This is a genomic window from Corynebacterium sp. ACRQK (assembly GCF_022345965.1).
Classification (GTDB): Bacteria; Actinomycetota; Actinomycetes; order Mycobacteriales; family Mycobacteriaceae; genus Corynebacterium.
Genome location: NZ_JAKRMU010000010.1, coordinates 1 through 12790, shown reverse-complemented (window position 1 = coordinate 12790; position 12790 = coordinate 1). Strand labels below are relative to the sequence as shown.

General features: G+C 58.4%; 10 protein-coding genes. 9 read left to right on the top strand and 1 reads right to left on the bottom strand.

Annotated features, from left to right (window positions below; genetic code table 11):
- Positions 1-59: 59 nt before the first annotated feature.
- Together MHX63_RS09765 and MHX63_RS09760 are read left to right on the top strand one after the other, a co-directional pair.
- Positions 60-1406, top strand: coding sequence for a 3-oxoacyl-ACP reductase (locus MHX63_RS09765; protein WP_239388527.1), 1347 nt, complete (start codon positions 60-62; stop codon positions 1404-1406).
- 44 nt (positions 1407-1450) lie between these two features.
- The gene (locus tag MHX63_RS09760; protein ID WP_239388525.1) at positions 1451-2380 is read left to right on the top strand and encodes a MaoC family dehydratase; all 930 of its coding nucleotides are present in this window, start codon (positions 1451-1453) and stop codon (positions 2378-2380) included.
- Positions 2381-2509: 129 nt separating this feature from the next.
- Here the strand turns inward: MHX63_RS09760 and MHX63_RS09755 are convergent, their stop codons facing one another.
- Positions 2510-3988: an EsaB/YukD family protein gene (locus MHX63_RS09755; protein WP_239388523.1), complete on the bottom strand. Its 1479-nt coding sequence runs from the start codon at positions 3986-3988 to the stop codon at positions 2510-2512.
- Between the two features lie 145 nt (positions 3989-4133).
- Between MHX63_RS09755 and eccCa the strand changes: the two genes are divergently transcribed.
- From eccCa to MHX63_RS09720, 7 genes are all read left to right on the top strand, one after another.
- A complete protein-coding gene (gene eccCa, locus MHX63_RS09750) occupies positions 4134-8189 on the top strand; it encodes a type VII secretion protein EccCa (protein WP_239388521.1) in 4056 nt (1351 codons plus the stop codon).
- 277 nt (positions 8190-8466) lie between these two features.
- A complete protein-coding gene (locus MHX63_RS09745; RefSeq protein ID WP_239388519.1) occupies positions 8467-9168 on the top strand; it encodes a hypothetical protein in 702 nt (233 codons plus the stop codon).
- 3 nt (positions 9169-9171) lie between these two features.
- Positions 9172-9489 (top strand): hypothetical protein, encoded by a 318-nt coding sequence (locus MHX63_RS09740; RefSeq protein WP_239202263.1) that lies wholly within the window; start codon positions 9172-9174, stop codon positions 9487-9489.
- 3 nt (positions 9490-9492) lie between these two features.
- Positions 9493-9798 (top strand): WXG100 family type VII secretion target, encoded by a 306-nt coding sequence (locus MHX63_RS09735; RefSeq protein ID WP_239202261.1) that lies wholly within the window; start codon positions 9493-9495, stop codon positions 9796-9798.
- A gap of 161 nt (positions 9799-9959) precedes the next feature.
- Positions 9960-10295: a WXG100 family type VII secretion target gene (locus MHX63_RS09730; RefSeq protein ID WP_239202259.1), complete on the top strand. Its 336-nt coding sequence runs from the start codon at positions 9960-9962 to the stop codon at positions 10293-10295.
- Between the two features lie 48 nt (positions 10296-10343).
- Complete coding sequence (locus tag MHX63_RS09725; RefSeq protein ID WP_034966005.1) at positions 10344-10637, top strand: WXG100 family type VII secretion target; 294 nt, start codon at positions 10344-10346, stop codon at positions 10635-10637.
- A gap of 94 nt (positions 10638-10731) precedes the next feature.
- The coding region (locus tag MHX63_RS09720; protein ID WP_239388517.1) for a DUF6531 domain-containing protein at positions 10732-12790 on the top strand (2059 nt) is incomplete at its 3' end.

Below are 12790 nucleotides of genomic sequence, written 5' to 3'. Positions count from 1 at the left end.
ATTTCGCGCCGACTTGCCACCCACTGTGGCGAATTTATAGATATGAGGAGTTTAAGCTAGTGCCTGAAAACCAGGATGCATACCTGAAGTTCATCAACTCGGACCTCGGCAAGAAGATCTCCAAGCAGGCTGGCCTGCCGGTACCGACGAAGCTGCGTCGTTACAAGGAGGGCGAGCCCGCGCTGGACGGCCGTGTTCTGCTGGGCGGTTCCGGTCGCCTGGTCGGCCGCATCGAGGAGCTGCTCGCCGACGACTACAAGGTCTCTACCTCCGCTGGCGATAACAAGTACGCCGGTCTGGTTTTTGACGCCACCGGCATCACCAAGCCGGAGGACCTCCGCCAGCTGTACGACTTCTTCCACCCGGTCATGCGTCAGCTGCAGCCCTGTGCCCGCCTGCTGGTCATCGGCACCACCCCGGAGCTGATCGACAACGTTGACGAGCGCATCGCTCAGCGCGCCCTGGAGGGCTTCACCCGCTCCGTCGGTAAGGAGCTGCTGCGCGGCGCCACCGTCCAGCTGGTGTACACCGCCCCGGACGCTTCCGCCGACCTCGCGGGCCTGGAGTCCACCCTGCGCTTCGTCCTATCTGCCAAGTCGGCCTTCGTGGACGCTCAGGTTATTCGTGTTGACGCCCAGTCCGCGACCGCCCCGGCCAACTGGGACAAGCCTTCTGAGGGCAAGATCGCCGTGGTCACCGGCGCTGCCCGTGGCATCGGCGCCACCATCGCAGAGGTGCTGGCTCGCGACGGTGCGAAGGTCATCTGCGTGGACGTTCCGCAGGCTGGCGAGGGCCTGGCAGAGACCGCCAACAAGGTTGGCGGCACTGCCCTGCCGCTGGACGTCACCGCTGCCGACGCTGCGGAGAAGCTGAAGGAGCACGCGGAGGCTCGCCACGGCGGCCCGATCGACATCATCGTCCACAACGCCGGCATTACCCGCGATAAGCTGCTGGCCAACATGGACGAGGGCCGTTGGGATTCCGTCATCGCCGTCAACCTGGCTGCACCGGTGCGCATCACCGAGAAGCTGCTGGACAACGGTGGCCTGGCCGACAACGGCCGTGTCATCGGCGTGGCTTCCATCGCCGGTATCGCCGGTAACCGTGGCCAGACCAACTACGGCGCTACCAAGGCCGGCGTGATCGGCTTCGTGGATTCCTTCTCCGAGAAGCTGACTGACCGTGGCATCACCGTCAACGCTGTGGCTCCGGGCTTCATCGAGACCCAGATGACCGCCGCCATCCCGTTCGGCACCCGCGTCGGTGGCCGTCTGCTGTCCTCCCTGCAGCAGGGTGGCGAGACCGTGGACGTCGCCGAGACTATCGCCTACTTCGCAGCTCCGGCTTCCCAGGCTGTCACCGGCAACGTTGTCCGCGTGTGTGGCCAGGCAATGCTGGGCGCCTAAGACGAACCCCGTCAAGCGAACTGTAGAGAAAGGAGCCACGACCAGTGGTTGACTACAAGAAGCTGGATTCCATCCCAGTGCTGATGGACGAATACCGCAACGCCGTCAAGGATGTTGTTCCGGGCGTGGGTAGCCCCCGCAGTGCCAAGGACAATCCGAAGACTGCGTTCAAGGTTGAGGGCGTCAAGATCAAGGTGCCGGAGCTGGCTGCCTACAACGCGGCAACGGGCCTGCGACTGCGCAACGAGCTGCCGATCACGTACCCGTACGTGCTGAGCTTCCCGATCGTCATGAAGATCCTGACTGCATCGGATTCCCCCGTCAATGCCGTGGGCCTGGTGCACCTGACCAACCGCATCGAGCAGACCCGCGACCTGACCGTGGACGATGTGCTGGACATCCGCGTGCACGCGGAGAACCTGCGTCCGCACACCAAGGGTGTGCTGCTGGATGTCGTTACCGTCGTCTCCGTCGACGGCGAGGACGTGTGGATGCAGACCAGTGGCTTCCTGTCTAAGGGTGCGAAGCTTTCCAGCTCCTCGCCTTACAAGGACAAGCAGCCGACCGACGGCCGCATTCTGGAGCCGGTTGAGTTCGATGAGTACGACGCGACCCCAACCGCGAAGTTCCGCGTAACCCCGGCGGACATCCAGGAGTACGCGCAGGCTTCGGGTGATAAGAACCCGATCCACGTCTCCGGCGTTGGCGCGAAGGCATTCGGCTTCCCGGCCGTCATTGCGCACGGCATGTGGTCCGCTGCCACGATGCTGCGTGGCCTCGAGGGCGTACTGCCCTCTGCCGCACGCTTCAGCGTGGAGTTCGCCAAGCCCGTTACCCTGCCGACCACCGTGGCATTCTTCGCCGAGGCTGCGGGCGACAAGGCCTACCCGCGCCCCAGCGAGTGGGATCTGCAGCTGCGCAAGGCTTCCAAGCTGAAGACCCTGCACGCAGTGGGCAAGGTAGAGAAAATCTAGCCAACATCGAGCCAACGTGGATTTGGCGGGCAGAACTGGCTGAGCAGCTGCCGGTGAGAAAGCTCGTGGTGCGTTCCTCGCGCCACGAGCTTTCTTTTATCTATCGCCAGGGTCCTAGTAGACCGACGCCTAACTGACCGCCCAGTAGTAGGTCAGCACACCTTGCCCGATGAGGACAATTGGGATGAATGCAAGGGACGCCACCACGTCAATGAATGTGATGACTTTGGCCATGCGGGCCTCGGCCAGTTCGTCCGGCTGACGGCTTGCGATAAAGGCTAGAACCATCATCGAGATGACGATGACCAGGGCGGCAGCAGCCCATGGCTGCCAACTATCAGTAGCACTGTTGAAGATCCACGCATTTACTCCAAACTGATCAGCGGAGTCCTTACCATCCCGCGATCCGTCGCCTAAGAACCAATGCACGAAGCTGCCCGTGCTCGTGGCGAGGCCAATGATTCCGGCGATGAGCAGAGGGCTAATGATGCGAGCATCCGAAAAGCCATTCGTACGCAGGATCAAGATGATCGCCAGCAGGGCTGCAATGAGCCCCTGTTGCCAGTAGCTGCTCGTGTTGAGAACAAGAACAATAAGGGCACCCATGATTGTTGCGGCCCAGCTAATACCACGACTAATTGCTTCAGTGCGCAGGGCGGCAGCGCGGATGGATTCGCGGCTAATGGATTCACCTGCGTCACTGCGACGAAGCATCGCGGCAAGCCCAGTGCTACTGATGGCAAGAGTCGACGTGGTCAGTAGCATCGCGATGGGCAGCCAAGCTGTCCACGCGGCCAGCGCAAAAGGACTTGCACCAAGGAAGGTTGCCAGGCCGAAGACCGCCGCAGCAACGGCGACGATCCCGGCTGCAACCGCTGTAGCTGTGGCTTGCCTCCTCAGCGCGATCCAAGCTGCGACGGCTGCGCAGAGCGCAGTGATGCTAATTGTCCACGCTAGCCCTGGCGCACTGTCCACGGGGCGCAACACGGCTGCAGAGACAATGAACCCAAAGATAGGCAGGGTCCACGCCAACTTCTGTGCCCACGGACGGGGCTTCCACAGGGCAATCCCGATTGCCAGGAGGGTCAGGACGGTAGCGGTCACGACGCTTGTGATTCGACCTGAATTCCACGCCTCCACAACGTGTCCGCCGGCAGAGGAGCCATGCCCAAAACCAAGCCCTGCGAGGCTGCTACCCCACACACCCTTGAGTGCGACGAGGCCAACCAACGTAATAGTGGCCAACATGGTTGCCAGCAGTCCATCTGTGCGGGTGGTTCCAGACCACGCAAACTGGGAGGCTCCAATGGTGCTGCGCATTTCGGCCATGATGTCATCGACAAATGGTGCGTGGGCGGCTTCAGCTCGCTGTGACAGGTAAAGCTTGTGCCCGTCCAGCACCTCATAGTCTTCGAGAGTGCGCTCAGCGTTGATAATCCCCGTTTCTGGGGAGGACAGCACCCACAGGTGCGCGGTAGCTTCCACGTCTGCGGTAAATTCGGAATCTGCTACTCGTCCACGGAACAGTTCCACCACGTCATCGAGGTAGTCGATGACGGGCCTGTGTGCTGGGAGGCTGACATCCAGTTGATGGTCTTGCCAAAACACACTTAATCTCACAAACATCGCAGACATAGTAGTAATGATTACATGGATTGTCGTGTGGCACGTGGCTGGGTGCCCTTGTAATGCGCCTAGCGGCCGATTGTCCTGTTGATCCCCGATACGTGCGTAGAGAGTTTTTGCTGAAGTAATGTCCACCAAGATTATTCACCGTCCGGCTCGCGCGAATCGAGCGATAGTGCCACAAGGGCCGTTGGAGTTGGCCCAGATTCCAACGATCCGTTCCAATGGCGCGGCGGCGAATGCGGTGACGTTCCTACTACCAGTTATTGGTGGCATGGGCATGGTGCTCATGATGATGTCGTCCGGCAACCCTATCCGCATGGCCATCGGCTCGGTGATGTTCGTGATGGTGATTGTCAGCGCGCTGGTGATGTTCGCGCGTTCGCGCACGGGCAAGCGCAAGGAGGCCGAAACAGCCCGCGTTCGTTTCTTGGAGCACCTAAAGGAAATGGAGGCGAAGGCAAAAGACAAGGCAACTGAGCAACAAAAGGTCGCGGCAATGCGCAGCCCCGAGCCAGGCGCGCTGCAGGATGCCATTCGAAATCCCTTCCGCCTGTGGGAGCGGCGCCGTAGTGACGAAGATGTGTTGGTCACCCGCATCGGATCAGGAACGTGCCAGCTGGCGTGCGGAATCAAGGTGAAGGAGGCCACGGATCCGTTGGCCATTCCGGAGCCGATCTCCCAAGCGCACGCAGAGCGCATGCTGAAGCGCACTCAAACCGTGGAGAATACTCCCATCGCCATTCCGGCCCGTGGTGTGGTCAGTTTGGTGGGTTCTCCCCAGCTGACAACGGAGGCTCTGCGCACGATTGTCACCCAGGCGGCGGTGTTCCATGCCCCTGATGACGTGCGTTTCCACTTTGCATTGCCGTTGGCTGATCATGCGGATACGGCAGATTGGGCGCTGTGGCTTCCCCACGTCTTGAGTGAGGACGAGTTTGATGGGCCTCTGGGCAAGCGCCAGGTGAGCCACGATGAAACTTCCGCCCAATCGTTGCTTCAGGAGGTGGAGCGCCGCAATGACGAGTTGAAGGAGCGCGCCCGGTACCAAATGAAGTCTCTGGAGGAGCCTTTCATTGTGGTGGTGCTGGACATGGATTCCGAACATGGACGCTGGCTGGAGGGGCAACTGTCTCAGGTGTTGAGCCTGGAGAAGGCCCGTATTGCTGTGCTGGCCACGTCTTTGCGTCAACAGGACGAGCCGAGCCACGTGGACGTCCGTGTATCCATTGAGGATTCCCGCGAATTCCAGGTTCAGCTGATTGACCGTGGTGAGGTGCGCGAACCCAAACCTGGCGAGGATGGGTTTGTAGAGCGCATGCTGTATGGAGGTTTCCGTGGCCGATTGGATGAGGTCTCCCCTGCCTTAGCGGAGTCCGTGGCGCGGTCGCTTTCACCTCTGCGCTTGGTGGAGGATGCCACGCCGGACGCTCCGCTTGAACAGACCATTAGCCTGGATGCGATGCTGGGCGTTGATGACTTCGCTACCTACGACATTGCCCACCAGTGGAGTCCTGGTGGCGCGGATGAGTTCCTGAAGGTGCCTTTTGGAATTGACGCCGAGGCGCAGCCGATCTACCTAGATATCAAGGAATCCGCGAAGTCCGGAATGGGTCCACACGGCCTATGTGTGGGCGCAACCGGTTCGGGTAAGTCTGAGGTGCTGCGCACCATCGTCTTGGCTCAGGTGATCAATCATCATCCCGATCAGCTGTCGCTGGTTTTGGTGGACTTTAAGGGTGGCGCGACGTTTGCCGGCTTGGAGCCACTTCCCCACACGGCTGCGGTGGTGGATAACTTGGCGGACGAGGCGGGCTTGGTGGATCGCCTGCATGATTCGATTTTGGGCGAGATTCAGCGCCGCCAGCATGTTCTGCAAAAGGCTGGCAACTTGGCCAATGTTGCAGAGTACAACGCCATTCGACAAAAGCAGATCGACCAGGATGGCTCGACCACCATGGATCCTCTGCCCGTCCTGTTTGTAGTGATTGATGAGTTTGGTGAGCTTCTAGCAGCCAAGCCGGAGTTTATCGAATTGTTTGTGCAGATCGGACGCATCGGCCGTTCCATTGGCGTGCACCTTCTCTTGGCTTCTCAGCGTTTGGAGGAAGGCCGCCTGCGCGGCCTGGAGTCTTACCTGTCCTACCGCATTGGCCTGCGTACGTTTTCCGCGTCCGAATCCCGCACGGCCATTGGTTCCACGGCAGCCCACGAGCTTCCCCCAATTCCCGGTTCGGGCTATTTGAAGGTGGATCCGGATATCTTTGACCGCTTTAAGGCTGCTTATGTGTCGGGGCCGTACACGTCCTCCGCATCCCAGGAGGAACGCGAGCTTCCACCTGTTCCGATGCCTCTGGAGCTAGAGAATACGACGGAAAGCTGGCTGCAGCAGCGTGTAGAGGCACACCAGCTTTCGCTGGCTACGAATGCCAAGAAGTCGGCGAATATCCAATCGGCGGTAGAGCCAACTACGACGTTGGAGCTGGTTGTGTCCCGGTTGATCCCCGCTGCGGAACCTACCCGGCAGATCTGGCTTCCTCCGGTTCCCGACAGGATCGATCTTGGCTCAGCGTTGGGCCAGGTAGAGCTCACGTCTGACCGTGGTATGCGTGCTCAGCGCACCGGTCAACTGCAGATTCCTCTGGGGCTGAAGGATAAGCCTTTGGAGCAATGGCAGGGCCCGCTTGTTGTGGATTTGGCGGGTTCGCAGGGCAATGTCGCAATCATGGGTGCTCCCCAATCTGGCAAGACGACAACGGTGAAGTCTCTGGTTCTGGCCACGGCTCTGACGCACACTCCTGCGGAAGTGTCCATGTACATCGCGGACTTGAACGGTTCGGCGTTCACCGGGTTTGCGGAGCTTCCCCATGTTGGTGATGTGGCTACTCGTTTTGATGAGGATAAGCTGCGCCGCATGTTTTCTGAGATGCTGCAGTTCCTCGCGGATCGTGAGCGAATCTTTGCAGAGCATCGCTTGTCCAGCGTGGAAGATATGCGCCGCGCTCATGCGGCAGGGCGTCTTCCGGAGCTACCCAGCGCTGATGTCTTCCTCATTATCGATGGCTGGGCCACTCTTCGGCATGACTTTGAGGATCTGGCAGAGCAGGCTCAGAATTTGGCTGCCCGCGGCCTGGGTTATGGCGTGCATGTGGTGTTTGCAACGGGACGCTGGGCAGATTTCCGACTGCAGCTGCAGGCTGTAATTGGCACAAAGCTGGAACATCGCCTGAATGATCCTCTGGATTCCTCGATCGGGAAGAAGCCGCAAGAGCAGTTGGCGGGTCAGCCGACGGGTCGCATCTTGTCGGCAGACAAGCTGTTTTCCCATGTGGCAAGCCCTGTGCTGGACCAGCCAGATGTGGTACGGGAGCAGTCCACGCAGGCACTGATTTCCGCGATTGCTCAAGCAAGCCCATTTAAGAATGCGCCTGCGGTACGCATGTTGCCGGAGAAGGTCATGCTGCAGGAGTTGATTGAGGCCAGCGGCGGTCAGCCTGCTGTAGTGGCATTGGCGGAATCAACGTTGCAACCTGTGCGCTTCGATTTGGATGGTGCTCAGCGTCATTTGTTCATTGTGGGTGAGCATGCGTCAGGAAAGACGACGGCGCTTCGTGCGTTGATGTCGGAGGCAATTCGTGGCAAGCAACCGGGCCAGGTGATGTTTGGTATTTTCGACGCCCGCCGTACCTTGCTTGGCGAGTGTCCTGAGGAGTTCCTGGGTGAGTACGCTGGCACAAAGTCCGCGGCGGAGCTGTTGGCGAAAGGAATCGCCAAGGAGTTGGAGAGGCGTTTGCCCCCTGCGGATGTAACGCAGGAGCAATTGCGCAATCGGTCGTGGTGGCAAGGCCCCGAAATCTACATTGTGGTAGATGATTTCGAGCAGTTCGAGGGAACCAATAACCCGCTCCGGCCACTGGTTCCCTTCCTTTCCCATGGCGCAGATATTGGTCTTCACGTGTGGATTGCACGCCGCGCGGCGGGTGTGTCGAGAGCCACGTATGACACGTTCGCGCAAGGCATCCGGGACAACGGTGCAAATGGTTTGCTGCTCAGCGGAGAGAAGCAAGAAGGCGCTGTGTGGCCGAAGGTGTACCTGCAGCAGCTACCGACTGGCCGTGCTCAGTGGGTGCGTGGCCCGGGCCGTGTGGAGTTGGTTCAGCTTGGTTTCCGCTCCCCCAATTAGAGGGCACTATAGGTAAACCTAAGGCGAACTGCACCTTACACGCGCCTCATTTTTACATAAGGGCCCGCCCCCTTGTTGACCTAGAACCTTATCTATATATACCCAAGCCATGCAGCCGCACCTGCAGATTTCTCATCGCTCAGAATTCTCTAAGTTAAGACCCCGTCTTTCCTTTTAATTGAAAATTGCAATGCGATCTCGAGGCTCAAATGGCATCCTCGAAGAGGTATTCAAGATTGACGGTGCGATTGAGTGAGTTAATAAGGAGAAAGGCTTTATGGCCAATTCGGTCACTTCGCCTGTGCGGTTCCACCCGGATGCCCCACGTCCACGGTTCCTATGGCAAGCCTCCCTACCCACCAACTGGGTTCGCATTGACACTCACCCAGAAGCTTCACCACACCGTTTGTCCCAGATCGCGGAGAATTACATTCCTGGCCACCGCTTGAAGCGGGCCGAACAAAAGCTAGTGCTTCAGCAGCTCGAGCAGTTGGTTAAAGCCGCCCGCGATGGAAACATTCTTCTAACCCTGATCCTCCCCGGCCTCTCGGAAGATGGACAGGCAACGTCGGCCACACTGTTGTTGCGCTGGTACGACAGCTCCCCTGAGTTTGCTAGCCTGCGCACCGTGGAGCAGGCATTTTCTACCAAGGACGCGACCACTGAGCAGTGCACATCCCCCAAGGGAACGGCCTATCTGTACTCATCCAACACCACTCAGTCCGGTCCAATATCTCAGCGTCGCACGACATTCCACCACCAGGCGTTTCTCCCCATCCCCTCCACCACCTGGACGTTGGTCATTTCTGGATCAGCTCCAGATGAGGAGACTGGTGAGTTGCTGGGCAACATCGTGAAGCGTGTGGCCAACAGTGTTCAGGCGCATCCAGAGACGTTGGGTGAGACGTTTGAGGGTTTGGATCTACTCGATTCGAACTTTTTCGCTGGTAGCCAGGAAGCTTTGCAGAAACAGGAGTAAGGCATGTCCGATTACATTCAAGTACCTCTGCAATCTCTGCGTGATATTGCAAACAATCTCGCCGGCATGAAGGCCGATCTGGAAGGCGATAAGACAGGCGCCGATTTTCTGTCCGGTGTGGATTCCATCCACGGCCACAAGATCCAGCAGGCGGTGGCCGAATACTTCGGCGAGTGGGATGGCCCACGCAACCGCCTTCTGGAAAACGTCGGGAAGCTGGGAGATGTGTCGGGCAAGATCGCTGACGTCACTCAGCAATACGATGACGAATCCGCAAAAGGTTTCAACCAGTTTGCCGCCAAGCTCAGGGGAAAGGAATAGCACATGTCTGGCGCTACGTACTATGCGTTCCGCGATTCGGCGGCAGATTCCACAAAGGGCGATATCAACACAGTAATGGGCGATATCGCGAACACTTTGGAGGATATTGACAACTCAATTGAAGATCTTCGTGGGGGCTGGGAGGCCACTGAGGCTGATGCGTACTACGAGATCATCACCAAGTGGAAAGAAGGCGCCACAAATCTGAAGGACGTCCTCGCGGATGTCCAAGAGGCCTTACAGAACATGAAAGATGGCAATTCACAGCTTCGCGAAGGTATTGCCAAAGTGCTCGATGAAACCAGTTAGCTTGGCTAGCTAATATCACGCGCGGGGTGCATGCGGGTGAAGGTCGGAAATCTTCTCTCGCGTTTGTTCTTTCCAGCACCGATCTAACTGCGCGCCAACCTGTACAAGTTTTTCACCACTATCGACGAGCCCGTGTCGTCGGACTCGCACAAGGAGTAATCATGGGTAGCGAACACCTTTCCGTTGAACACAGTGCCGTTTCTGGTCACGTATCTTCTCTGCAGACCAACCACCAGAACCTGATGGACCAGTCCTCCAAGTTCCTGGATGCTTTGGAGCCGTTGAAGGGATCCTGGAAGGGCTCCTCTGTTGGAGCTTGGGACAATATGACTCAGGCATGGTCGGACAACATGGATCAGGTTAAGCAGGCTCTGGAGGAGCTGACTGGTCGCGTTGATGAAGCTGGCAAGTCCTACCAGTCGGGTGAGGAAGAGCAGACCAGCGCGCTGCAGCAAAAGTTCGCCGGCATGAATTTCCAGCAGGGCAACATTCTCTAACCAACCACCGTCACCACATTTTCATTCGTAGAAAGGTTAACGTCCACCATGGCTGTGTACGCGTACAACAATTCCGATGCTGAGTCCACTTCTGGCGATCTCAATGGCGTAATGAACCAGATCGAGTCCACCCTGTCGGAGATGGATTCTGATATCCGCAAGCTGGCTTCCAGCTGGGAAGGCTCCGAGCAGGAGGAATACTCCCAGGTTCACGGTAAGTGGTCTTCCGCTGCGCATAACCTGAAGGAAATTCTGGGCCAGATTCGTGGCGCGCTGGATGAAAACACCCAGTCCGTCGCTGAGACTCGTGGCCGCGCTTCCCAAGCTATCGCTGGTTCCTAAGAGGGCTAGGTTCTCTAGCCCTCTCCTTTCCCCTCCCCTTCGATTTCCCCTTCGTTTCTTCATCTGACCAAAGACCAGAGGATCTTAGCCCGCCATGCCAGAACTATTGCTTGCCCCGTTCTTCGTCTACAAAGGTAAGAACTTCCACATTGGTGGAAACGTTGGAGCCGTTGGGGAAACGGCGCGTCGCTATTCTACTTTCGGCAATCAAGCAACGACCGCGGCGTCCGCAATGCGGTCTATCAACGACGGCGGGTTCGAGGGCTCCGAGGGCGACCGATACAAGGAACTCCTGAACGCTGACTTCCCTAGCCATCTAGATATCACTGGCGAGTCTCACTCAGGTGTTGGTCGCGCCGTCCACCTTTACGAGCTTGCGCTGAAAACTGCTCAAACGGAAATGGGAGCTCTTGAAGTGCCAGCTCGGGCTACCCATGCTGACTATCAGGCCGCTGTTACCGCCTTAAACTCGGCTGAGGTCAACGCGGCTCGCGCGCGAGTCACAGCGACGGCAGCGACCGCCACCGCCGTAAGCACATCGATGATTCCAGGTGTGGGTGCCGCGACTGCCTCCGCAGCAGTTTCTGCAGAAGCTGATGCGCAGACGGCTCAGACTGCCATGGAAGCAGCACGCCTCCACTTTGAGGAAGTTAAGACTGTTTGGCTGGGGCATATTTCGACCTCTGATGCCATTAAGACAACCTTGGGCGAAGAGGTTGATTCCGCCGTAGGTATGATCGCGGCTCAGGCTAAAGCAGACTTTGATGACAATCCGAACATGCTGGAGCGTGCATGGCAGAAAACCAAGGATTGGGTGTCTGATCATGCTGACGTTCTCGCCGCTATTTCTGACATCATGCAGATTGTCGGTTCCGTTTTGCTTCTTGTTCCTGGGCTTCAGGCAATCGGCGCTGGCCTGTTGATTGCAGGCATTGGGCTGAAGGCTTTGCTTGCAGCAACGGGCAACGCGTCGTGGGGCGAGGTGCTTTTCGACGTGGCGACTTCCTTGCCTTTTGCCGGTATAGCCAAACTTGCGAAGGCCGGGAAGCTTGGCAATACCGTTGCCAAGGCAACGCACGGCATGGGCAAGGCTGCGTCCGCTGTTAAGGCGGCGGCGAAGTCCGGTGCCAACTCGGCTGCACTGAAGATGGCGAATGGAGCCAGCCGTGTCGCAGGCGAAGCTGGCGAAAAGTTTGCCAAGTCTGCCTATTCAAAGATCACCCGCGGCGGCCAGATTTGCTTCGCTGCTGAGCCTGTCGATATGGCGACGGGCAACATGGTCGATTTCACTCAAGACATCAACATCCCTGGCATCTTGCCGCTGATCATCGACCGAAATGCTAATTCTGCGCACGAGTTGGGACGAGCTTTGGGCTCCAAGTGGGTCTCGCGCATGGATGTGCATATTGAGATCTTGGATGACGAAGTCCTCATGGTCTCCCCCGATGGTGCGCTGTTGACGTTCCCGCCAGCCCCAACGGACGGATCCGAGGTTCGTGCGGACGGCCGCGCGTGGCTACTTTCCTTCGCTGACGGCGCCTACCGTGTGCGCAATGTCGCGGAGGGAATCACCTACGTATTTTCTGTTTCTGGTGACGGGAGCTACGTCACTACATCGGGCGTGGAGGACCGTTCCCCCGCAGCCGATGGAAATTCGGCAGGCGCAGGATTGCGCACAGGCTCTTTCGCCGCTGATCTTGGTTTGGGCTTCACCGTTGGTGTGACGGCGTTGGTTCACCACACCGGCGCGGCCATCACGTACTCCTGGGATCAGGCCACTGGCCAGATGCGAGACATCACACGCAGCGATGGAACTCACTTGTCTTTGGTCTGGGATCACGCTACGAACCGTGTGGCTTCCATTTGGGTTGATAACCAACAGACTCACCCTGACGAAGCACCTCAGCGGTTGATCTCTTATGAATACGACGCTGCCGGTCAGCTCATTCGCGTGGTGAACTCCCATGCTGGTGTATTGAGCTACTTCTACGATGAGCAAGGCCGTACTGCTGGTTGGCGTGACCGGAATGGTGCTGCGTATCACTACCGCTACGATGACCACGGCCGTGTCACCGCCCAAGTCGGCACCGGTGGTATGTTCCCCAACATCCTCTACTGGGGCGACGACACCGGCGACGACGCACCCACCGGCG